This is a genomic window from Alteromonas sp. LMIT006, from assembly GCF_024300645.1.
In the GTDB taxonomy this organism is placed as follows: domain Bacteria; phylum Pseudomonadota; class Gammaproteobacteria; order Enterobacterales; family Alteromonadaceae; genus Opacimonas; species Opacimonas immobilis.
The window spans coordinates 716,084-738,872 of the sequence record NZ_CP101291.1; the positions used below are offsets into that span (position 1 = coordinate 716,084).

Genomic DNA, 22,789 nt, shown 5'->3' on the forward strand with positions numbered 1-22,789 from the left:
GTAATGAATTACGCGTTTGCTCGAGCCGCAAGCCGAGCTTCTTTTTCAAGTTTTTTCATAATGCGTTGGCGTTTGAGTGGGGATAAGTAATCCACAAACAACTTTCCTGCCAGGTGGTCCATTTCATGTTGAATACAAATCGCCAAGAGACCGTCAGCCTCTAATATGAAGGTATCACCTTTTTCATTCAATGCTTCAACTGTGATGCGCTCAGCGCGCTCGACCTTGGCGTAATTTCCAGGTACAGACAAGCAGCCTTCTTCATTGATCATGACGCCTTCTTTAGCAATGATCTTTGGATTGATAAATACCCTAGGCTCGTCTTGTCCTTCAGACACATCCATTACGATAACTTGCTTATGAACGTCTACTTGTGTTGCAGCAAGGCCTATTCCGCGCTCTTCTTTCATGGTCTCAAACATGTCAGCGATTAGCGTTTGGATTGTTGCATCGACTGTCGCAACTGGTTTGGCAACCGTACGTAAGCGTTCATCAGGGAAGGTAAGTACTGTTAATACCGCCATGTTCCGTCCTTCAAATTGGTTTCACTGTAAATTAATTAAAGTATAACACTGGATAACCAAGCATAAAAAAACTGGACTCTCCGTATTGTGCTTTTGGGCTATTCTAACACCATTCAAAACAAATAGGCGAACGGATAGGTGAGCGGTTATGCCGAATTATAGGTGGCGATACAATATAATCTTATGTCTGATAGGCGGGGGTATGACGTTTAATCTCACGGCGCAAGTTCGTCCAACTAAGGTCATAATTCGCAGCGATGCGCCAACGGTTTATACCGCAGTGAAAGGCGATACGCTGTGGGATATTTCCGAGTTGTTCCTCAATGATCCATGGCTCTGGCCAAAACTTTGGCGAAATAATCCCGAAATCATTAACCCGCACTGGATTTATCCAGGTGACAGTATTCGCATTCGCTATATTGATGGCGAACCTCAGTTACAGATCCAACGAGCCAAACCGAGCCTGACCTTATTACCTAAGGGAAAGCGCACAGTCAAAATGCCCGAGCCAATTCGGAATTTTGATTGGCAAAAGGTTCTGGCGCATCTTAATCAAGACCGGGTACTCAATTTATCAGAGCGAGGACACGGGCGAATATTAGGCAATCAAAACGGCAGTTTATTGTTTGCCAAACACGATATACTATTTGCGCAATTACCCCAAAACTGGTCGGTAGGTCAGTTACATGCGGTGCGTGAGTCACATATACTCTATTCTATTGATGGTGAGCCACTGGCCACAGTGGCCCATCATATTGCAGATGTTGAAGTTGCTGAGTTGCATAATAAACAACGAGGGTTGGTGAGAGTCTTTGAGCAAAACAAAGAAATCATGCAAGGTGACTGGCTGTTGCCTTCTCAGACAATATTGCCAGAAGATTTGTTTTTGCATCTAGCGCAAGAAGAAGTGGGTGTTGTGATCGGTGGTCTAGAGCCAAGAGAGATATTCGCACAAGGAGATATTGTGATTGTGCAACATGCTGAGCCTTTGTCCTTGGGTTTAATTATGGGGCTGTATCAAGCAGGACTGGATATTCAACACACTGTGCATCGTACAATCTATGTGGATGAATCAAGTTGGTTAGTGCATGGCGGTATGCCTCAACCTGATTTGAAAGTGGGCGAGGTGGTCATCGTGCATTCACAAGCGAATTTAAGTTATGGCTATGTGCTCAATGCACAATCTGCTATATCCATCGGAGCGCTTTCAGGCCGCCCATAAGTTGAATCAAAAACGTGGTCGGCTCGAGCATATAGGCTTCATTTATTCGGAGTCTTACCATGAGCGATACATATAACACATCCATAGCGTCGTATTTGGGCTTATACGAATGTCCTAATATAGGTTTAGCCACGATTTATCAACTGGCGCAATTGCTTGATGAACCAGTGCATCGATTGGCATTCGTTGCGGATGACCGATTGAGCAATATGGGACTGGCTCACTCTCAGATTCATTGCATTAAGCGTTACGTAACGGGTACCCCAATACCTTTTAAGTTGCCAAAAGACACTCATTTTGTGCCCTTACATGACAGTCGATACCCGTGCTGGCTCAAACAAATCAGTGATCCGCCTCTGTTTCTTTTTGTGCAAGGTGATGTGCGAGTATTAGAAAGGGTGGCCATCTCAGTGGTAGGCAATCGTCATCCAAGCGAACCGGCTAGAAAAGTGAGTGAGGCATTATCTCAAGGATTGGCCAAACGTGGTTGGGTCGTCGTTTCTGGTCTTGCTCAAGGTATAGATGCAGCAGCCCATCGTGGCGCGTTATCGGTTGGTGGGACAACTGTGGCGGTCTTAGGGCATGGGATGAATTATACTTATCCACAAGCGCATCAAGCACTTCGCCAAGAAATTACAGCAAAAGGGGGATGCGTCATCAGTGAGTTTTTACCGCATCAATCTGCCAAACCTTATTTTTTCCCAAGGCGTAATCGCATTGTCAGTGGCTTATCTCATGGTGTCTGCATAATTGAGGCTGGCCTGCGTTCTGGCACTATGGTGACGGCGCAACACGCCATCGCGCAAAACCGAGATGTGTTTGCTTTGCCGGGAAACGTGCTGGATGAGCAGAACTGGGGCTGTCATCAACTTATTCAACAAGGTGCCATGCTACTGAATCATGTTGACGATGTGCTCTCTTTTTATCCAAATGTTGAAAACCTAAAGGAGAGACCCAATGTTGACATTATAGAAGAAAATCGTAAAACACTCACACAAGACTTGGCAAATCCACTTTTGTTAGATAGTGTAGGACTAGATGTAACGTCTGTGGACGACATTGTGAGCAGAACGCAATTACCCATTGCCGAAGTGTTGAGTCAGTTAAGCACGTTAGAATTGTCTGGATACGTACAGCAAAGAGCCGGTGGCTATACCAGAATAAGAGGGCGCAATCATGTTTGATATCTTGATGTATTTATTTGAAAGTCTGATTCACAATGAGTCGGAATTTCATTATGACCAAGAAGAGCTGACCGAAGAACTCGTCAGAGCCGGCTTTCATCACGATGAGATTTACAAAGCGTTATTGTGGTTAGAGAAACTAGCAGCCTTACAAGAATCAGAGCAAACCCCTTATCTCATTGGTACTAATAACACAGCCATAACACGTGTGTATTGCGAACCGGAATTAGCGGTTTTGGATGCCCAAGCTCGAGGCTTTATCATGTTTTTAGAACAGATTAATGTTTTGGATAATATTACGCGTGAGATGGTTATTGATCGGGTTATGGAAATCGAAAGCAAAGATTTTGGTCTAGAAGACCTCAAATGGGTTATTTTGATGGTATTGTTTAATGCCCCGGGTCGTGAAACCGCTTATGCACAAATGGAAAACCTGCTGTTCGATGTTGCCGAAGGGCCAGTGCATTAAGCGCTATTTTGGGGATTTACATTACCGCTCATGAGTAAAATAGACACAACGCTCTTTAGCAACATGCCGAGCCAGGCACTGGCTCAAGCTTATGGTGATTGTCCTCAGTGCAATGCTCCGTTACAGCAGAAATTCAGCAAAAAACAATCTTTCATCGGTTGTTCCAATTATCCACAGTGTGAATACATTCATAACCCTAAGAGTGATGATGACAGCACGATTAAAGTCATGTCAGGCACTCCTTGTCCGGAATGTGCCAGTGATTTGGCAATCAAAAAAGGTCAGTACGGTATGTTTTTAGGATGTACCGCATTTCCTGATTGCCATTATATTGGCTCACTTAACCCACAAGCTGACCCAGTAGAGACTCAGGTTTTTTGTCCGAAATGCAAAACGGGGCATTATGTTGCGCGGATGAATAAATCAGGCAAAACCTTTTGGGGATGTAGTCAGTATCCAAAGTGTGACCATATAACCAATCAACAACCATAATACCTATGAAAGATCTCAATTTATCTGAATTTTGTGAAGCATTTCAGTCCGGACAAGTGATTGCTTATCCGACTGAGGCTGTGTTCGGGCTAGGGTGTGATCCAGACAATTTGGATGCGGTGCAACGAGTGCTGGATACCAAGACGCGTCCTCAAGACAAAGGCGTTATTTTGATCGCCAGTCATTTTGCACAGCTTGAAGCGTATGTGGATAAAGATAAATTGACTGCTGAACAGTGGCAAGCGGCTTGTGATACCTGGCCTGGTCCATATACGTGGATCATTCCCAAACGACCTGAGATATCGGATTTATTAAGCGGTGGACGAAATAGTCTAGCCGTTCGGGTATCTGCTCATCCAACCGTTAAGGTATTGTGTGACGCGATAAATAAACCGATGGTGTCCACCAGTGCCAACCCTTCAGGGAAAGAACCCGCAAGAGATCTGGCCCAAATCAAAGAATACTTTGGTGATTCAGTTTATAAAGTCGACGGAGAGGTTGATCGTACCGCCAGACCAAGTAAGATAACGGATGCTCTCACCGGTGTGGTGCTGCGCGATTAAACACAAAGCTAGGAAAGAATATGCAAGCGGTGACCGCCCAACAGATCGAACAAGTCAAAGCGTTTTTACTCAAGTTACAAGACGATATTTGTCAAACCTTAGAATTGTCAGATGGTAAAGGCAGTTTCAAAGAGGATAACTGGGCGCGCGCAGAAGGTGGCGGTGGTCGCACGAGAGTGCTTACCCATGGCGCCGTGATTGAGCAAGGCGGGGTGAATTTTTCACATGTGTTTGGTTCGCAAATGCCCGCGTCGGCAACGGCCGCTCGTCCTGAACTGGCTGGGCGAAACTTTCAAGCAATGGGTGTATCACTGGTGATTCATCCACACAATCCATACATTCCAACCTCTCATGCAAATGTGCGATTTTTTGTTGCTGAAAAAGAAGGCGAGGATCCTATCTGGTGGTTCGGGGGCGGTTTTGATTTGACCCCTTTTTTTCCATTCAAAGAAGACGTTGTGCATTGGCATACGGTAGCCAAGGATTTGTCAGAACCGTTTGGTGAGGATGTGTATCCAAAATACAAGAAGTGGTGTGATGAGTATTTTTACCTTAAACATCGCAATGAAACTCGCGGGGTAGGTGGATTGTTTTTTGATGATCTCAATGCGCCGGATTTTGCGTCATCGTTTGCTTATATGCAGGCGGTTGGCAAGGGGTACCTAGATGCGTATATTCCGATTATTGAGCGTCGCAAGAGCTGTGAATACGGTGCAATGGAGCGCGATTTTCAGCTCTATCGTCGTGGGCGCTATGTGGAATTTAACCTGGTCTACGACCGCGGTACCTTATTCGGGTTACAAACCGGTGGTCGCACCGAATCCATTCTGATGTCGATGCCGCCATTGGCGCGTTGGGAATATAATTATCAGCCTGCTCCAGATTCTGCACAGGGTAAATTGTCATCCTTTTTGACCCCACAAGATTGGTTATCGTCAAACAATATCTGATCTATATCAATCTTTGGAGCCGATAATGCGCAGCGCATACTGCGCATTGTTCTAGATCAAATCAAATATATGGGTTCTTTAGCATACTGTGTTTAGTTTAATTACACATAGAGAACACATATTATGAAAACTACATTACTGCCACTTGCTCTGATAGCTGCATCTTCTCTTTCTGCTCCGGCGTTGGCTTATGAAAAGGGCGATATTGTTGTACGTGTTGGCGTGACACAAGTATCCCCAGACGATTCATCTTCTCCAGTATTGGTTGGTGGCGATGCAAGCGTCTTAAATACCAGATTGGCAGTTGATAGTAATGCTCAACTTGGTCTGAACGTTGCTTATTTTGTCACAGATATCATCAATGTCGAACTACTCGCTGCGACGCCGTTTAAGCACGATGTCAACCTAACCGCTAATGGCGCAAAATTAGCAGAAGTCACGCATTTACCCCCCACGGTGACAGTGAATTATTTCTTTGCTGAGCCGTCAGCTGTATTCCAGCCATATGCTGGAGTTGGCTTAAACTACACAATCTTTTTTGATGAAGAATTTACGCAAGCCAATCAAGATGCATTAGGTGTGGATGACTTGGAATTGGATGCATCGTTTGGCTTGTCGGCTCAGGTCGGTTTTGATTATATGTTCAGCGATAACTTGGGCTTAAATGCCTCTGTTCGCTATATTGACATTGAAACAGAAGCCACGTTTAACGCAGGTAATGTCGAAACCGTTACGATTGATCCTATGGTCTATACCCTGTCATTAGCTTATAAGTTTTAATAGTTCATCGGTATTAATTACGGTAAAGTACGGGCATTACCATTGGCATTCGTTGAACGGAGTATAATGCGATGCAGTACTTTGCTGTGATGGGCAATCCCATTGCTCAATCTAAATCCCCTTTTATTCACCACATGTTTGCAGCTCAAGCTGGTGTGGATATTCAATACGATGCAATCCTTGTTGAAAAGCATTTATTTAAAGAGGCGGTGGCGGATTTTTTCAGTAAAAAAAATCACATTGGCCTCAATGTCACGACGCCATTTAAAGAGGAAGCGTTTGCGCTTGCGGATGAGTTAACCGATGAAGCCAAAACGGCAGGAGCGGTGAATACCTTATATAAAACCGTTAATGGTTTGCTTGGACACAATACGGATGGGCCGGGATTGATGCAGGATATTTTGCGCCAGGATCAAGCATTAAAAGACAAGCGGATATTATTGATTGGAGCTGGTGGAGCAGCGCGTGGTGTCATTATGCCTTTTATTAATCAACATGTTGCATCTATCCACATAGTGAATCGCAATGTACAAAGGGCTCGTGAGCTGGTTCAAGCGTTTTCACATAAGAAGCTAACAGCCGGTGGTTTTGATAGCGTGCGTAATGAACGCTATGATGTGATCGTCAACGCAACCACCTTATCCTTACAAAAACAGCTTCCTGATATGCCAAAAAATCTTTATCAAAATATTGAGATGGCATACGACATGGTATATCTGCCAGGGCAAACTGCATTCATGCAACAGGCGATGAAAGCCGGTGCAAAAACCTGCAGCGATGGTTTGGGTATGTTAGTTGGCCAAGCGGCAAAGAGCTTTGAATTATGGACGGGGCAGCGAGTGAACACAACCCCAGTATTAGAAGCATTACGCTTAGAGCTTAATCGGTAGTTTTACCTAAGTAGACATCCTTTAAAGCGACATAGTTCTCGGCGCTTTCTTTTAAGAATGCCATTTCACTCTCCTTTAAAGGGCGTCTTTGCTGAACTGGGTTACCGACGTACAGGTAGCCAGACTCTAGCGTCTTGTTAGGAGGAACGACTGACCCGGCTCCGATGAATACATCGTCTTGCACTGTAGCACCGTCTAAGACAATAGCGCCCATTCCAACTAATACGCGGTTACCAATGGTGCAGCCATGCAACATACATTTATGGCCTACAGTCACATCCTCGCCAATAATAAGCGGAAAGCCATTCGCTAAAGACTTAGTTTTACGAGTTACATGAAGCACGGACCCATCTTGTACATTAGTGCGTGCGCCAATACGGATATGATTGACGTCGCCGCGGGCAGCGACTAATGGCCATATACTGACATTATCTCCTAGAGTAATGTCCCCATATAAAACTGCACTTTCGTCAACAAAGACCCCTTTACCTAATGAAGGGGAGATGCCATCGAACCGTTTGAGCATAATAAAATCCTTGTGGTTGTTAACTAACAGTAATCATTGTAAAGAAAACTAAGGAGTTATGCTTGTGAATTAGACTATTTGTGTGTGTGACAGAAAAAAATCAGAAATATTGCAAAAAAATGACTATATTTAGTTGACGGCATAAATTAAGTCTGTACAATGCGCATCTCGCTTGAGGGGGTAACCACTTAAAGCGACAGCAAGACTAGATTTTATCTGGGTTTGCGGGATTTTTGGGCAATCTGTTTTGAGTGAAAATAATCACAAAAAACATAAAAAAAAGATTGACACTGAAAATCAAAAGCGTATCATACGCATCCCGCTTGAGAGGAACACCTCAACAAGCACGAAGCTCCGGCTTCAACGTTCTTTAACAATCAGATAACAAGACAATTTGTGTGGGCACTCATTAAGAGTGTCACAACGACAATTCATATTTCGATATATTTTAATTGAAGAGTTTGATCATGGCTCAGATTGAACGCTGGCGGCAGGCCTAACACATGCAAGTCGAACGGTAACAGGAAGTGCTTGCACTTTGCTGACGAGTGGCGGACGGGTGAGTAATGCTTGGGAACTTGCCTTTGCGAGGGGGATAACTATTGGAAACGATAGCTAATACCGCATAATGTTTTCGAACCAAAGTGGGCTTAGGCTCACGCGCAGAGAGAGGCCCAAGTGAGATTAGCTAGTTGGTAAGGTAAAGGCTTACCAAGGCGACGATCTCTAGCTGTTCTGAGAGGAAGATCAGCCACACTGGGACTGAGACACGGCCCAGACTCCTACGGGAGGCAGCAGTGGGGAATATTGCACAATGGGGGGAACCCTGATGCAGCCATGCCGCGTGTGTGAAGAAGGCCTTCGGGTTGTAAAGCACTTTCAGTGGTGAGGAAAAGTTAGTTAGTAGTTAATACCTGCTAGCCGTGACGTTAACCACAGAAGAAGCACCGGCTAACTCCGTGCCAGCAGCCGCGGTAATACGGAGGGTGCGAGCGTTAATCGGAATTACTGGGCGTAAAGCGCACGCAGGCGGTTTGTTAAGCTAGATGTGAAAGCCCCGCGCTTAACGTGGGATGGTCATTTAGAACTGGCAGACTAGAGTCTTGGAGAGGGGAGTGGAATTTCTGGTGTAGCGGTGAAATGCGTAGAGATCAGAAGGAACATCAATGGCGAAGGCAGCTCTCTGGCCAAAGACTGACGCTCATGTGCGAAAGTGTGGGTAGCGAACAGGATTAGATACCCTGGTAGTCCACACCGTAAACGCTGTCTACTAGCTGTATGTGTATTTAATACGTGTGTAGCGAAGCTAACGCGCTAAGTAGACCGCCTGGGGAGTACGGTCGCAAGATTAAAACTCAAATGAATTGACGGGGGCCCGCACAAGCGGTGGAGCATGTGGTTTAATTCGATGCAACGCGAAGAACCTTACCTACACTTGACATTCAGCGAACTTAGCAGAGATGCTTTGGTGCCTTCGGGAACGCTGGGACAGGTGCTGCATGGCTGTCGTCAGCTCGTGTCGTGAGATGTTGGGTTAAGTCCCGCAACGAGCGCAACCCTTGTCCTTAGTTGCCATCATTTAGTTGGGCACTCTAAGGAGACTGCCGGTGACAAACCGGAGGAAGGTGGGGACGACGTCAAGTCATCATGGCCCTTACGTGTAGGGCTACACACGTGCTACAATGGCGAGTACAGAGGGAGGCAAACCTGCGAGGGTAAGCGGACCCCTTAAAGCTCGTCGTAGTCCGGATTGGAGTCTGCAACTCGACTCCATGAAGTCGGAATCGCTAGTAATCGCAGGTCAGCATACTGCGGTGAATACGTTCCCGGGCCTTGTACACACCGCCCGTCACACCATGGGAGTGGGATGCAAAAGAAGTAGTTAGTCTAACCTTCGGGAGGACGATTACCACTTTGTGTTTCATGACTGGGGTGAAGTCGTAACAAGGTAACCCTAGGGGAACCTGGGGTTGGATCACCTCCTTACTAAGAAAGTCGTAGACTTCTTAATGTAGTGTTCACACAATTTGTTTTGTTTATCTTAATAGAACAATGTTCTTTAACAATTTGGAAAAGCTGATATTAATTATATTCTATAACGATATAGTAACTGAGAGAGTTTGATAGTGTTTCTTAGCAATAAGATAATGTTATCCAACGTCTAAACTACTTTATCTGACGAACTGTGATTAGCTTGTCACCATGCAACGAAGCTTGTGCATTTATGCTCAAGTGGAATGAATAAACCGAATGCTTAAACATGCCAACTCTCATGTGTTGGCGCATACAAAAGGCGGTTTAGGGTTGTATGATTAAGTGACTAAGCGTATACGGTGGATGCCTTGGCAGTTAGAGGCGATGAAGGACGTGTTAATCTGCGATAAGCTTTGGGGAGCTGATAAAACGCGTTATACCCAAAGATTTCCGAATGGGGAAACCCACCACTTGTTGGTATCTTGCACTGAATACATAGGTGTAAGAGGCAAACGCGGGGAACTGAAACATCTAAGTACCCGTAGGAAGAGAAATCAATTGAGATTGCCTTAGTAGCGGCGAGCGAACGGGCAACAGCCGATGGATATTGTGTTAGTGGAACAAGTTGGAAAGCTTGGCGATACAGGGTGATAGCCCCGTACATGAAGATGCAATGTTCACATATTAAGTAGGTCGGGACACGTGTTATCTTGACTGAAGATGGGGGGACCATCCTCCAAGGCTAAATACTCCTAACTGACCGATAGTGAACCAGTACCGTGAGGGAAAGGCGAAAAGAACCCCTGTGAGGGGAGTGAAATAGAACCTGAAACCGTATACGTACAAGCAGTGGGAGCACCTTCGTGGTGTGACTGCGTACCTTTTGTATAATGGGTCAGCGACTTATATTTAGTAGCGAGGTTAACCGATTAGGGGAGCCGTAGCGAAAGCGAGTGTTAACTGCGCGTCTAGTTGCTAGGTATAGACCCGAAACCCGGTGATCTAGCCATGGGCAGGTTGAAGGTTGAGTAACATCAACTGGAGGACCGAACTCACTAATGTTGAAAAATTAGGAGATGACTTGTGGCTGGGGGTGAAAGGCCAATCAAACCGGGAGATAGCTGGTTCTCCCCGAAATCTATTTAGGTAGAGCCTCGGACGAATTCCATTGGGGGTAGAGCACTGTTAAGGCTAGGGGGTCATCCCGACTTACCAACCCTTTGCAAACTCCGAATACCGATGAGAACTATCCGGGAGACACACGGCGGGTGCTAACGTCCGTCGTGGAGAGGGAAACAACCCAGACCGCCAGCTAAGGTCCCAAAATATTGCTAAGTGGGAAACGATGTGGGAAGGCTAAGACAGCTAGGAGGTTGGCTTAGAAGCAGCCACCCTTTAAAGAAAGCGTAATAGCTCACTAGTCGAGTCGGCCTGCGCGGAAGATGTAACGGGGCTAAGCAATATACCGAAGCTGCGGCAGCGTACTTGTACGCTGGGTAGGGGAGCGTTGTGTAAGCTGTTGAAGGTGTGTTGAGAAGCATGCTGGAGGTATCACAAGTGCGAATGCTGACATGAGTAACGATAATGGGGGTGAAAAACCCCACGCCGGAAGACCAAGGTTTCCTGTCCCATGCTAATCAGGGCAGGGTAAGTCGGCCCCTAAGGCGAGGCAGAAATGCGTAGTCGATGGGAAACGGGTTAATATTCCCGTACTTGTATAATCAGTGATGGAGGGACGGAGAAGGCTAGGCCATCGTGGCGTTGGTTGTCCACGTGAAAGTGCGTAGGGTTGATTACTAGGAAAATCCGGTAGTCTATATGCCTGAGACACGAGACGAGGCTCTACGGAGCTGAAGTGGTTGATGCCCGGCTTCCAGGAAAATCTTCTAAACTTATGATTATATGAACCGTACCCCAAACCGACACAGGTGGTCAGGTAGAGAATACTAAGGCGCTTGAGAGAACTCGGGTGAAGGAACTCGGCAAAATAGTACCGTAACTTCGGGAGAAGGTACGCCCCTGTCTGTGATGGAACTTGCTTCCTAAGCGGATGGGGGTCGCAGTGACCAGGTGGCTGGGACTGTTTATTAAAAACACAGCACTGTGCAAAATCGAAAGATGACGTATACGGTGTGACACCTGCCCGGTGCCGGAAGGTTAATTGATGGGGTTAGCGTAAGCGAAGCTCTTGATCGAAGCCCCGGTAAACGGCGGCCGTAACTATAACGGTCCTAAGGTAGCGAAATTCCTTGTCGGGTAAGTTCCGACCTGCACGAATGGTGTAACCATGGCCACGCTGTCTCCACCCGAGACTCAGTGAAATTGAACTTGCTGTGAAGATGCAGTGTTCCCGCACCTAGACGGAAAGACCCCGTGAACCTTTACTACAGCTTGGCACTGAACATTGAACCTACATGTGTAGGATAGGTGGGAGGCTATGAATCATTGTCGCTAGATGATGTGGAGCCGTCCTTGAAATACCACCCTTGTATGTTTGATGTTCTAACATAGGCCCCTTATCGGGGTTGTGGACAGTGTCTGGTGGGTAGTTTGACTGGGGCGGTCTCCTCCCAAATAGTAACGGAGGAGCACGAAGGTTAGCTAATCACGGTCGGACATCGTGAGGTTAGTGCAATGGCATAAGCTAGCTTAACTGCGAGACAGACACGTCGAGCAGGTACGAAAGTAGGTCATAGTGATCCGGTGGTTCTGAATGGAAGGGCCATCGCTCAACGGATAAAAGGTACTCCGGGGATAACAGGCTGATACCGCCCAAGAGTTCATATCGACGGCGGTGTTTGGCACCTCGATGTCGGCTCATCACATCCTGGGGCTGAAGTCGGTCCCAAGGGTATGGCTGTTCGCCATTTAAAGTGGTACGCGAGCTGGGTTTAGAACGTCGTGAGACAGTTCGGTCCCTATCTGGTGTGGGCGTTGGAAGATTGATGGGAGCTGCTCCTAGTACGAGAGGACCGGAGTGGACGAACCGCTGGTGTTCGGGTTGTTTTGCCAAAGGCATTGCCCGGTAGCTACGTTCGGAACGGATAACCGCTGAAAGCATCTAAGCGGGAAGCCGGCCCAAAGATGAATCTTCCCTAGACCTTTAAGGTCTCTAAAGGGTTGTTGTAGACGACGACGTTGATAGGCAGGGTGTGGAAGCGTTGCAAGGCGTTAAGCTAACCTGTACTAATTGCCCGTGCGGCTTAATCATACAACGCCTAAGCTGCTTGCGAGTGAGTAAGTGGAAGGTGTGTGACAAGCCAAGTGTAGAAATACACACAATTACAGAACAAAGATAAAGTAGTGTTACTTATCAATAGAGAATAGAGCGATATCAGATTTTTCCAGATAGTTAAAGCATAACCAGTTTATGCTTGGCGACGATAGCAATACGGAACCACCTGACTCCATCCCGAACTCAGTAGTGAAACGTATTAGCGGCGATGGTAGTGTGGGGCTTCCCCATGTGAGAGTAGCACATCGCCAAGCTCCTAATTACACACAAGGCTCACCCTAACGGGTGGGCCTTTTGTGTTTATAGGGTTTAGTCATGTGCTACTCGAACGCAGTGACTAAATCGTCGGGAACGATTTAGAACGACCGCAGGTCGGCCCGAAGGGCGGAGGGCAAGATGCCCGGAGTAATGTAGCACATCGCCAAGCTCCTATTAACGAAAAAGCCCACCTTGTGTGGGCTTTTTTGTTTATGCAGCATAGCAATATGATGTGCTGGCATTGGAGAGTAGCATATCGTCCACCGTCGGTAGACCTTGCCGGGACGGAGCTCCTATTTATACACAAGGCTCACCCTAACGGGTGGGCCTTGTGTGTTTCTGGGGTTTTTAAATTAATGCGACAGAAGCAAGAAGGGCTAAATTGTCAACGCATGTGGCCTTTTCGTCGAATATTTAACCCGCATTTGGTTCTGCTAACGACGTTTGTAACTGACTTAACTCTTGTATAATGATGTTACGAAACCACGCTTGTTCCTCTTTTATATCATTTCGATAGTGCCATGCCATCATTAATTTGGAGCTAATACCTTCAAGGGGATGAATATAAATTTCAAGAGGATAGTGCGTAGCCATATCTAACGCTGTTTGCTGTGGTACGGTGGCGATGAGTTCGGTATTTGCGATTATTTTGGCGAGACTGTGAAATGTTGATGTCGTCGCCGTAATAGTGCGTATTTTGTCACGTTTTTCCAGTTCAATATCCACCCAGGTACGTGATTCGCCGCTGGGTGAATACAAGCCGTGTTGAGCGCCACAATATACATCAAGGGGTATTTGTGCCCCATTAGCTAAACCGCACTGTTTGAGCATCGCATTATCTTTGCGTGCGATAATTCTAAATTGGCTCAACATAACGTCCTGTGAACGCATCCAGCTTGGTATGGGTGTTGAAAGGAAAATGATTGCGTCGCTTTGAAATCGCTCAAGCGAATTAACGTGATCGTGCGGATCAAGTGGGATTAGCTGTATTCTTGCCAACGGGGCTTCTCGTTGCAGACGGTTGACTAAGCTGGGCATCAAATAATCAGCGTAATAATCCGATGCCCCTAATCTAAAATTGAGGCGAGATTCTGAAGGCACGAAGGTTTGCCCACTATTTAATGTACATTCTAACCGAGTGAGTAATTCTCTAAGTTCACCCTCTATGCTGCTAGCATAAGGAGTAGGTGCAAGAGCTTGTCCTTTTCTTTCAAATAGCTGATCATCCAAAGTTGTACGCAAGCGCCCTAAAGCCGCCGATACAGCGGATTGTGACAAATGTAATCGCTCTGCTGCACGAGTGGTTGAGCGTTCAATTAACAGACAATCCAACACCTTCAAGAGGTTCAAATCTAGCTTAGCAAAATTAATAGGCTTCATAGGATATATCAACACTATTTGTTTCCTTAATAAAGGATACGCCATTAAAGTGTATTTAGTTTTTATTTCTGGACGGTTATTCCAATTTGGTGGTTAAAATGCAAAATCAGCGAATCAACATCTATACATTTCCTCATAAAGGCTTAAGAAATGGATTGTCACAACTTCTTGTAAATATGGGAAACGTTAATCATAATGACGAGAGCGACATCCAAGATCTCAAATCACAAAGCCTCGAATTAATCCATCTTTTGCAACTACATCAGGAGTCTGAGCACAACCATGTGATGCTGCCCCTGTCGCAACGAGTACCTGATGCGGTGATAGATTGTCATAAAGAACATCAGTCATTACATACAACCTTGTTAACAATAGAACAAAAATTGAGAGTGTTATCGAGTAATGATTCGGCTTATGCATTGTCTGCATTGTATAGCGAGTTGGCCATATTTTTTGCTCACTACTTACTGCATATGCACCATGAAGAAACCACAATAAATGAAGCAATCTGGGCGCATTTTACAGATGAGGAAATATTAGGTTGGCAAGATCGAATCATGTCCTCACTCAGCATTTCAGATCAAATGCTGTGGTTTAAATACATAATCCCAGCTTTAGATCCAATGGAACGACAAATCTTAATGGGTGGAATTAAAGCAAATGCCCCAGCTGATGTTTTTGAGCAAATAAGTGATGCATTTTCGGAGTATTGTTAATGAAAAAAATATTAGTGATTGGTGCAACAGGTGCACAAGGTGGTGGTGTTGCAAGAGCATTACTCACTCGTGGTGAATTTGCGGTAAAAGCAATGACTCGTAATCCAGAAAGTAAAGAAGCATTGGTTTTATCTGAGCAAGGCGCAGAAATATGCAGAGCGAACCTTGATGATATTGATAGCCTGATCGCAGCAATGGAAGATGTGTATGGGGTTTTTGGCATTACTAACTTTTGGGAAGTGCTATCGGTCGAGCGAGAAAAACAACAGGCCCAAAATATTGCTTTAGCAGCTAAACAAGCCGGTGTGAAACACGTGATATGGTCAACGCTTGAAGATACCCGTTCTTATATTCCAAAAGATTTTACTGGTATGCCGATGTTGGAAGAGGTTTATCGCGTGCCGCATTTGGATGCTAAAAATGAAGCAAATGCCTATTTTGTCGATGTACCAACTACTTATTTAATCACCTCATTCTTTTGGGACAATTTGATTAACTTTGGCATGTGTCCGAAGCAAAATACAAATGGAAATTATGATTATGTCATGCCATTTGATGATAAATTGTTAGCAGGGCATGTTGCAGAAGACATCGGAAAAGCGGTATCCCCTATGTTTGAACAACCTGATCGCTTTATCAATAAAACGGTTGGCATTCAAACTGATGCACTGACACTCGCGCAGATGAGTCAAATTATCGCAGAAGAACTTGGTGTAACCGTAAATTATATACCGGTAGATGCGGATACATTCCGCAGTTTTCCGTTTGATGGGGCAGAAGAAATTGGGAATAATTTCCAATATTTTCGAGATTTCAATGAGACCTTTTTAGGATTGCGCAGCAAAGCACTCATGCATGAATTAAATCCTGATGCGATGAGTTTTCGCGCATACGTCAGAACAAATAAAGACCTCATTAAAACCATCATGGATAGCGCTTAATTTCTAAGCGCTTTCTTCTCAAGATACTGCTGTTGTTTCGCTTGCATCGTATAAAGCTTTTCCATCAAATCTGGATTGTTTGATACGAGCTCTTCTGCATAAGCCAGTGAAGCTTCTTTGTCGCGCTGCACTAAAAACTCAACTTCTTCCCATGTTGGATATGGTTTACCAGATGACAGCGCATCTTGTGTTTCTAGAGACATACGTTGCAACAAGTATTGCGGATAACAACGAGTTTCTTTAATTCGACTACCGACGCGCGCTTCTTTGCGACAACGCATCTTGAACCGTTCTTGGTCAGCAATGGCGTTAAATGTCTCGTAAAAGTCGAGCTCAGCGAGCATCGCTTCACGTTTAAAATATAGTAAAGGCACCTTGCTTCTCACATCAATACGTTCAATGTCATCATTTAATACTTGTTGTTTGGTTTCTTCAGGTGCAACGTATTCTTTGGTGACGTCTGTGCTATCTGCATACCCAAAACTACTTAAGGTGAGAGAACCAATTAAAAGGGATAATTTAAATAGTTTCATAGTGCATTCCTTACTCATGACAAATCAATCTACACACAAAATATGGCATAGGAAAATGTTTCCTGCCGATGCAAAGTGTAAATTTTTGTAATTTATGGACGCAATTTTTGTTTTAGTCTCTCGATGGATTTATTCGTGGCTTGTCGGTTTTTCCAATATGCATAAATTTGTTGGGAGAGTCGGCGCAAGCGATGTGACTGACTATGTTGTTTACGTGTAGTACCAATATCACTGTCATACGCCATGTCTTGATGGATGGCAAACGGAAGTAGAGCATAGATATCAATGTTATGCTCCCAAGTGTGTTGCAACTGGGAATCTACAGGCCGTCCGAATGGTTGCGTACTAGCGAGTAATTTAGCAGCACCAGATTGTGAAATAGCATAGCCCGCACAACCAGTTAACGGTTTCTTGTGAATGACAAGCTCTAATGCCTTGGCAATAAAATGTCGAAACACGATTGGTCTACTACGATTTTGATAGGGTGCGAGTTTTATCAAATCCCAATCAAAAGACAGTGTCCTTAAGGCCTCAATCACCGATGGTAAATGTGCCGATACAGATATATCGTCTTCCACCACGATGCCAAAAGGGTGTCCACTATCGATAACGGCTTGCCAAGCTTTACGGTGACTAGCAAAACAACCGATTTCACCCAATGAAAGAGGACGGTGATATTGATGGCGATTTAATGATGAACTGTACAGTGCATCGATTTCAGTATCATTTAGGTGAGCACCATACACTGCGTTTAATCGCTGTACGTCTAACCCATATTCGGCAAAGCGTGCTTGGGTATTTTGCCAGCGTATTTGGCTATCGGCTAAATTAATAACGAAGATGGGTATTGACATGTTTAGGACTCGAACCTTTTTAATCAGTATATCGTGCTTGAATTAGATGCTCCATAAAAAATAACTTAATCGATTAAGTTTTTTCTTGTAATACGTTGTTTTAATGTTAACATCAAGTTAACTTAGCTAAATTGGATGTACATATGAAACTCTTCTTAAGCCTTCTTGCCTGTTGCGTGTGGTTCAGTCATGCGACAACGGTCAGCGTGAGCTCACCGGATAAAAATATTGTTTTTTCTTTTACGGATGAGAATACGCTCGCTCAATACACCATCGACTACAAACAAGAACGGTTGATCAGACACTCGAAACTAGGATTTACTTTTGAACAATCTTATCCATGGTATCGCGATTTTAAAGTCGAGGAAGTCAGCCGTCAGCAATACGATAGAACATGGGAACAACCCTGGGGGGCAAAGCGTTTTATTCGTGATCATCACAATGAATTATTGGTTCGCTTTACCAATACTGTACAACCTGATGTGCAGTTTGATGTTCGAGTGCGTGTATTTAACGATGGTGTCGGCTTTCGCTATGAATACAACGGCTCGGAAAACATTAACATCACTCGTGAGCTAACCGAGTTTTGGTTTGCGGACTCGCATAAAGCAGATGCGTATTGGATCCCGGGTCAAATGCGCGAACGCTATGAGTATTTGTATCGCTCAACGCCAATGCAGCAAGTGGAAGGGGTTGTGCATACACCATTTACGGTTGTCTATGATAACGGCACCCACGTTGCGGTACATGAGGCGGCGTTACTCGATTTTGCGGGGATGAGTTTAGAGAAAGCCCAACAAGGGCGTTTCTTTGCTAATTTAGCGCCGCGTTCTGATGGTCTTGCTGTCGTTAAACAAGGTGCGTGGACATCCCCTTGGCGGACTTACACGATTGGTGACAATGCGCCTGATTTGGCAAACTCGTATTTGACCTTGAATCTCAATGAGCCGAATGCGCTAGGGGATGATTTGAGCTGGATTGAACCGGGTAAATACATCGGTATTTGGTGGTGCATGCACATTGATGTGTGCACATGGGGCAGTGGTGATAAGCATGGTGCGACCACTGAACGTTCCTTGCAGTACATGGATTTTGCAGCAAAATATGGCTTTGATGGCGTATTGATTGAAGGTTGGAACGAAGGTTGGGATGGCGACTGGATTGCGAATTCTGAACTTTTTGATTTTACCAAGCCATATCCTGATTTTGATATTAATAAAGTGTCTAAGTACGCTTTAGACAACGGCATTCGCTTGATTGGCCACCATGAAACCTCAGGTGGCATCACGAACTATGAAACCCAGTGGGATAAAGCCTTCCCGTATTACGAAGCATTGGGGGTTCGTCAAATCAAAACGGGATATGTCGCACATGGACAAAATCTTAAGCGCAAAGATGAAAATGGCATTATGCGTTATGAGTTCACCGATTCTCAGCATGTGATCAATCACATGACGCGTAATATCCAAAAGGCCGCGAAGCACAAGATTTCGATTAACAAACATGAAGCAGTCAAACAAACCGGTTTGCATCGCACTTATCCCAATTGGATCGCAACAGAAAGCGCACGAGGTCAAGAATATAATGCTGGTTGGTCGACCCCCAATCCGCCTGAGCATGAAGCGATGTTGATTTTTACACGCATGTTGGCTGGTCCAATGGATTACACACCTGGGATATTTGATTTTGACTTTGTGCGAACTGGTGGTGGCACCGAAGAAGATGGTTTACACAAATATCGTCGTCCACACAGCACATTGGCTAAACAACTTGCCCAGTATGTGGTGTTTTACAGCCCGATACAAATGGCTGCTGATATTCCTGAAAATTATCTAGAAAAGCCTGAAGCGTTTCAGTTTATTCTTGATGTACCGACAGATTGGGAAGACTCAATCGTGTTGCAAGGCGATGTCGCGGACTTTGCAGTGACTGCGCGTAAAGAAAAACAGCATCGTCATTATTCAGGTAAAGATTGGTATTTGGGTGGTGTTACCGACGAAAATGCACGCAGCGTGACGGTTCCGTTGGATTTCTTAGATGATGGTCAGCGCTACGAAGCACACATTTATCGCGATAGCAAAGACACCGATTGGCGTGAAAATCCATACGCCTTAACAGTGGAGAAGAAAACCGTAAGCGCCAAAGATACACTGATTATCCGTATGGCCGAGTCAGGTGGTTTTGCGGTGAGGTTTAAGGCGCTATAAAGGGATATACTTTTCTATTAGACCGTTTATTGAAGGCATTAAGGTTTGTATTTGAACGCACTACAAACCTGATAATGCCTCTTTTTGTGTTTGAAAGTTCAACATACAGCCGGCAAAAAACGACTCCAACTCACGCTCGGCATACTGACATCCAGTGCCGGGCTGTTTGCTTGAAAGAGGAGGGAATGTACCATACCCAGCGAGCAAACAATGCCAAGACGTAGCGCCAAAGTGACTCACGAGGTTTTGTCTGTGGATCTCTTGAGTCAAATCGCCTTTGCGGAACCACACATCTAACAATTTCAACAATGGCTCAGATAGGTTATTGTTATTCCGATTGTCTTTCCAATACTGAGAATCATTGCGTGTATTGAGTTTATAGTGGGCGACAATATAATCACGCACTCTATCAAATCGCTCGGTGATCGTCGCGTTGTAGTTATCTCGCTGCTGCGAAGTAAAACTTCCTTTCTCGTATTCATCCATAAATATTTCGACACTGGTTTGCACTAAATGCAAAGCGGTCGCTTCTAAGGGTTCGATGAATCCTTGAGATAAACCTAACCCAATACAGTTATGCGCCCAATGCTGTTCAACTTGTCCAACCCGCATGGTTAAATGACGTGCTTGTGCGTCCTGTCCAAGCCCTAGATGTCGTCTTAACTCGTCTTCGGCCTCTTCGCTAGTGATGTATTTGGATGAATATACATAGCCGTTACCTGTGCGATGGGTCAGAGGGATTTGCCATGTCCAACCAGCGGAGAGAGCGGTTGCACGAGTCTCAACGGGTAAGTCACTCATCACTTCGGTTGGAAAGACAACCGCTGAATCGTTGAACAAATTATCTGAAAAAGACTGAAACGGCACACCTAATGTATCTTGCAGCAACATGGATTTAAAACCAGTGCAATCAATGAAAAAATCACCATAGATATCATCGTGATCTTTACAAGATATATGATCGATATTGCCATTGGCTGCGGTCATGACCGCTTTAACATTGGCTTGAATATGAGTGACGCCGAGTTTTTGTACGGCGTGTTCGGCTAAAAACTGTCCGAGTAAACCAGAATCAAAGTGATAGCCATATTCGATATTAAATGGAAAATGAGGCGGCGTGACAGGCGCCAATTGATAGTTGGCGAGCCAGCCATTAAATAGGAGTTTTTCTGGTGTGGTTTCCACATCCAGCCCCAATCGACGAGTCAGGCAATTAAGATAAAACGCGCGCTCAGAGAACGTATCCAGCTGACTGATAAACGGGTGTGAATAACTGTCAATACCAGACTCTGGCGACCAATCAACAAAACGAATATTGGTTTTATAGGTCGCATGGCAACGAGGCATCCATTCTGATTCCGCAATGCCTAAATCGGAAAAAAAACGTTTTAGGGTTGGCGTCGAGCCCTCGCCAACTCCGATAATGCCAATATCAGGAGACTCGACCAAGGTCACAGCAACTTTATCTCGCCAATGGTGCGCCAAAAGACACGCCGCCATCCAGCCAGCAGTACCACCTCCGACTATTACAAAATGTTGCTTGTCTGATGTGACTTGCATTAGGCCGCTCCTAAAAAGGCTTTAATATAATCGTCATGCGGTAACATTTTTGCCAGTGGTTGTTGCTTGGCCGCAAGTACTTTGTCTAAGGTTGCTTTGAGATCATCAAGGCCCATCGCGTTTGCGGCTGGATGATAGTCGGCTGGGGATAACCCTTGGCCATACATAACCTGGATCCAAGAGGCATCACGGAAAATATCATGTTGGTCATTAAAGACTTCCCCCACAGATTTGAACAAGTCGATTTTGTGCTGCAGGCGTTCAGGCACCTCTAAATTGCGCATCGCATTCCAGAACTCACTGTCATCACGCTCGGTGACCTTGTAGTGCAAAATAATAAAATCGCGAATGGTTTCGTACTCAATCCGGCCTTCTTCATTAAAGGCTTCTACTGCACTGGCTTGGATGCCTTGATGAGGGAACAGTTTTAATAAGCGCACCACTGCAGATTGAATTAAATGAATTGAGGTGGATTCTAACGGCTCTAGGAATCCTGAGCTTAATCCCACCGCGATGACATTTTTGTGCCACTGTTTGGTGGTACGCCCGGTATTAAAACGGAGTTGTTTGGGGTCGGCCAACGGTTTCGTATCGAGGTTGCCCATCAAGTTTGCAAGTGCGGCTTCATCTGTCGTGTGTTTCGTACTATAAACAATCCCGTTCCCATTGCGATGCGTTAACGGAATACGCCATTGCCAGCCGTTGTCATGAGCAATCGAGCGTGTATAGGGTGCAGTTTTTTCATGTCGCTCGGTCGGTACGGCAAGGGCGCTGTTGGCGGGTAACCAGTGTGACCAGTCTTCATAGGCGACGCCAAGGGTTTTTTGAATAAGCAGTGCGCGAGAACCGGTACAATCGACGAATAGATCCGCATCTAACTGACGGCCATCGGTTAATTGCACGCCTGTGATATACCCTGTGTCAGGGTGTTGCGCAACATGCTCGATAATCCCCTCATGGCGAATTACGCCTGATTTTTCAGCAAGGCCACGTAAAAATTTACCGTAGAGTGCCGAATCAAAATGATACGCATATGGCATATCGAAAATTGGGTTTTGAGTATTGATTTTGTTAAAGGTGCCTTGTTTACAAGCAAGGTAATTAAGGTCGTAATCCCAGATAGAGCCTTGTACACCTTCACGTTTCGCCCGCTCCCAATAATGTTGAAAGTTACAAAAGCCTAAGTTCGCCCCTGGGGCACCAAATGTATGTAGGTAGCTTTCGCCTTTTACTCGCCAGTTCTCAAATTGAATGGCGAGTTTCATGGTGGCATTCGTTTCACGCAAAAACGCTTTTTCGTCTAAACCCAAAAATTTGTTAAACGTTTGAATTGGCGGAATGGTCGCTTCGCCGACACCAATAATGCCAATTTCTTCGGATTCAATTAGAGCGATTTGTACCTGCTGGCCGAGAACCTTGCTCATCAGTGCTGCAGTCATCCATCCTGCTGTACCACCGCCCGCGATTAGGACTTTTTTGATAGCTTGCATGAAACGCATACCTAAATATGTAATATAAAAACTATACCGCA

The 22,789-nt window shown here is 45.2% G+C and carries 18 protein-coding genes and 3 rRNA genes; 14 read left to right on the plus strand and 7 right to left on the minus strand.

Features of this window, described 5'->3' with window-relative positions:
• Positions 1-8 precede the first annotated feature (8 nt).
• A complete protein-coding gene (gene def, locus NLG07_RS03385; RefSeq protein WP_254856301.1) occupies positions 9-524 on the minus strand; it encodes a peptide deformylase in 516 nt (171 codons plus the stop codon).
• A 202-nt stretch (positions 525-726) separates the two neighbouring features.
• Here def and NLG07_RS03390 point away from each other — a divergent pair, with 202 nt between their 5' ends.
• The 8 genes from NLG07_RS03390 (at position 727) to aroE (ending at position 7,074) form a co-directional block, all read left to right on the plus strand.
• Positions 727-1,746, plus strand: a complete 1,020-nt coding sequence (locus NLG07_RS03390; RefSeq protein ID WP_254856302.1) for a LysM peptidoglycan-binding domain-containing protein — start codon at positions 727-729, stop codon at positions 1,744-1,746.
• A gap of 59 nt (positions 1,747-1,805) precedes the next feature.
• A complete protein-coding gene (gene dprA / locus NLG07_RS03395; RefSeq protein ID WP_254856303.1) occupies positions 1,806-2,930 on the plus strand; it encodes a DNA-processing protein DprA in 1,125 nt (374 codons plus the stop codon).
• Complete coding sequence (locus NLG07_RS03400; RefSeq protein ID WP_254856304.1) at positions 2,923-3,399, plus strand: DUF494 family protein; 477 nt, start codon at positions 2,923-2,925, stop codon at positions 3,397-3,399. Before dprA ends, NLG07_RS03400 begins: the two co-directional genes overlap by 8 nt.
• Before the next feature lie 30 nt (positions 3,400-3,429).
• On the plus strand, positions 3,430-3,891 hold the full coding sequence (locus NLG07_RS03405; RefSeq protein WP_254856305.1) for a topoisomerase DNA-binding C4 zinc finger domain-containing protein: 462 nt from the start codon (positions 3,430-3,432) through the stop codon (positions 3,889-3,891).
• A 5-nt stretch (positions 3,892-3,896) separates the two neighbouring features.
• Entirely contained in the window at positions 3,897-4,454 is a 558-nt protein-coding gene (locus tag NLG07_RS03410) for a Sua5/YciO/YrdC/YwlC family protein (protein WP_254856306.1), read from the plus strand.
• A 20-nt stretch (positions 4,455-4,474) separates the two neighbouring features.
• Positions 4,475-5,404, plus strand: coding sequence for an oxygen-dependent coproporphyrinogen oxidase (hemF, locus tag NLG07_RS03415; protein WP_254856307.1), 930 nt, complete (start codon positions 4,475-4,477; stop codon positions 5,402-5,404).
• 123 nt (positions 5,405-5,527) lie between these two features.
• The gene (locus tag NLG07_RS03420; protein WP_254856308.1) at positions 5,528-6,184 is read left to right on the plus strand and encodes an OmpW family protein; all 657 of its coding nucleotides are present in this window, start codon (positions 5,528-5,530) and stop codon (positions 6,182-6,184) included.
• Positions 6,185-6,255: 71 nt separating this feature from the next.
• On the plus strand, positions 6,256-7,074 hold the full coding sequence (aroE, locus tag NLG07_RS03425) for a shikimate dehydrogenase (RefSeq protein ID WP_254856309.1): 819 nt from the start codon (positions 6,256-6,258) through the stop codon (positions 7,072-7,074).
• Here the strand turns inward: aroE and NLG07_RS03430 are convergent.
• The gene (locus NLG07_RS03430) at positions 7,064-7,600 is read right to left on the minus strand and encodes a gamma carbonic anhydrase family protein (RefSeq protein ID WP_254856310.1); all 537 of its coding nucleotides are present in this window, start codon (positions 7,598-7,600) and stop codon (positions 7,064-7,066) included. The two genes, aroE and NLG07_RS03430, sit on opposite strands and share 11 nt — an antisense overlap.
• 449 nt (positions 7,601-8,049) lie before the next feature.
• Between NLG07_RS03430 and NLG07_RS03435 the strand changes: the two genes are divergently transcribed.
• The 3 genes from NLG07_RS03435 (at position 8,050) to rrf (ending at position 13,063) form a co-directional block, all read left to right on the plus strand.
• Positions 8,050-9,586: ribosomal RNA gene (locus tag NLG07_RS03435) — 16S ribosomal RNA — on the plus strand.
• 324 nt (positions 9,587-9,910) lie between these two features.
• Positions 9,911-12,785: ribosomal RNA gene (locus tag NLG07_RS03440) — 23S ribosomal RNA — on the plus strand.
• Positions 12,786-12,947: 162 nt separating this feature from the next.
• Positions 12,948-13,063, plus strand: a 5S ribosomal RNA gene (gene rrf / locus NLG07_RS03445).
• The 16S, 23S and 5S rRNA genes sit together here, the layout of an rRNA operon.
• Positions 13,064-13,481: 418 nt before the next feature.
• Here the strand turns inward: rrf and NLG07_RS03450 are convergent.
• Positions 13,482-14,462 carry a LysR family transcriptional regulator gene (locus NLG07_RS03450; RefSeq protein WP_254856311.1) on the minus strand — a complete coding sequence of 327 codons (981 nt, stop codon included), beginning with the start codon at positions 14,460-14,462 and terminating at the stop codon, positions 13,482-13,484.
• A gap of 161 nt (positions 14,463-14,623) precedes the next feature.
• Here NLG07_RS03450 and NLG07_RS03455 point away from each other — a divergent pair, with 161 nt between their 5' ends.
• Positions 14,624-15,163 (plus strand): hypothetical protein, encoded by a 540-nt coding sequence (locus NLG07_RS03455; protein WP_254856312.1) that lies wholly within the window; start codon positions 14,624-14,626, stop codon positions 15,161-15,163.
• Positions 15,163-16,104, plus strand: a complete 942-nt coding sequence (locus NLG07_RS03460) for an NmrA/HSCARG family protein (protein WP_254856313.1) — start codon at positions 15,163-15,165, stop codon at positions 16,102-16,104. The genes NLG07_RS03455 and NLG07_RS03460 overlap by 1 nt, the downstream gene beginning before the upstream one ends.
• On the opposite strand, the gene NLG07_RS03465 is transcribed toward NLG07_RS03460, so the two are convergent.
• On the minus strand, positions 16,101-16,637 hold the full coding sequence (locus tag NLG07_RS03465; protein WP_254856314.1) for a hypothetical protein: 537 nt from the start codon (positions 16,635-16,637) through the stop codon (positions 16,101-16,103). The two genes, NLG07_RS03460 and NLG07_RS03465, sit on opposite strands and share 4 nt — an antisense overlap.
• Positions 16,638-16,729: 92 nt before the next feature.
• Complete coding sequence (locus NLG07_RS03470; protein ID WP_254856315.1) at positions 16,730-17,491, minus strand: glycosyltransferase family 25 protein; 762 nt, start codon at positions 17,489-17,491, stop codon at positions 16,730-16,732.
• Between the two features lie 143 nt (positions 17,492-17,634).
• Here NLG07_RS03470 and NLG07_RS03475 point away from each other — a divergent pair, with 143 nt between their 5' ends.
• Entirely contained in the window at positions 17,635-19,698 is a 2,064-nt protein-coding gene (locus NLG07_RS03475) for a glycoside hydrolase family 97 protein (protein WP_254856316.1), read from the plus strand.
• Between the two features lie 60 nt (positions 19,699-19,758).
• On the opposite strand, the gene NLG07_RS03480 is transcribed toward NLG07_RS03475, so the two are convergent.
• On the minus strand, positions 19,759-21,258 hold the full coding sequence (locus NLG07_RS03480) for a tryptophan halogenase family protein (protein WP_254856317.1): 1,500 nt from the start codon (positions 21,256-21,258) through the stop codon (positions 19,759-19,761).
• Positions 21,258-22,748, minus strand: a complete 1,491-nt coding sequence (locus tag NLG07_RS03485; RefSeq protein ID WP_254856318.1) for a tryptophan halogenase family protein — start codon at positions 22,746-22,748, stop codon at positions 21,258-21,260. Before NLG07_RS03485 ends, NLG07_RS03480 begins: the two co-directional genes overlap by 1 nt.
• Positions 22,749-22,789 lie beyond the last annotated feature (41 nt).

Coding starts and splice junctions, on each gene's coding strand:
- def (WP_254856301.1), bottom strand. CDS start 524: ATGGCGGTATTAACAGTACTTACCTTCCCTGATGAACGCTTACGTACG.
- NLG07_RS03390 (WP_254856302.1), top strand. CDS start 727: ATGACGTTTAATCTCACGGCGCAAGTTCGTCCAACTAAGGTCATAATT.
- dprA (WP_254856303.1), top strand. CDS start 1,806: ATGAGCGATACATATAACACATCCATAGCGTCGTATTTGGGCTTATAC.
- NLG07_RS03400 (WP_254856304.1), top strand. CDS start 2,923: ATGTTTGATATCTTGATGTATTTATTTGAAAGTCTGATTCACAATGAG.
- NLG07_RS03405 (WP_254856305.1), top strand. CDS start 3,430: ATGAGTAAAATAGACACAACGCTCTTTAGCAACATGCCGAGCCAGGCA.
- NLG07_RS03410 (WP_254856306.1), top strand. CDS start 3,897: ATGAAAGATCTCAATTTATCTGAATTTTGTGAAGCATTTCAGTCCGGA.
- hemF (WP_254856307.1), top strand. CDS start 4,475: ATGCAAGCGGTGACCGCCCAACAGATCGAACAAGTCAAAGCGTTTTTA.
- NLG07_RS03420 (WP_254856308.1), top strand. CDS start 5,528: ATGAAAACTACATTACTGCCACTTGCTCTGATAGCTGCATCTTCTCTT.
- aroE (WP_254856309.1), top strand. CDS start 6,256: ATGCAGTACTTTGCTGTGATGGGCAATCCCATTGCTCAATCTAAATCC.
- NLG07_RS03430 (WP_254856310.1), bottom strand. CDS start 7,600: ATGCTCAAACGGTTCGATGGCATCTCCCCTTCATTAGGTAAAGGGGTC.
- NLG07_RS03455 (WP_254856312.1), top strand. CDS start 14,624: ATGGGAAACGTTAATCATAATGACGAGAGCGACATCCAAGATCTCAAA.
- NLG07_RS03460 (WP_254856313.1), top strand. CDS start 15,163: ATGAAAAAAATATTAGTGATTGGTGCAACAGGTGCACAAGGTGGTGGT.
- NLG07_RS03465 (WP_254856314.1), bottom strand. CDS start 16,637: ATGAAACTATTTAAATTATCCCTTTTAATTGGTTCTCTCACCTTAAGT.
- NLG07_RS03470 (WP_254856315.1), bottom strand. CDS start 17,491: ATGTCAATACCCATCTTCGTTATTAATTTAGCCGATAGCCAAATACGC.
- NLG07_RS03475 (WP_254856316.1), top strand. CDS start 17,635: ATGAAACTCTTCTTAAGCCTTCTTGCCTGTTGCGTGTGGTTCAGTCAT.
- NLG07_RS03480 (WP_254856317.1), bottom strand. CDS start 21,258: ATGCAAGTCACATCAGACAAGCAACATTTTGTAATAGTCGGAGGTGGT.
- NLG07_RS03485 (WP_254856318.1), bottom strand. CDS start 22,748: ATGCAAGCTATCAAAAAAGTCCTAATCGCGGGCGGTGGTACAGCAGGA.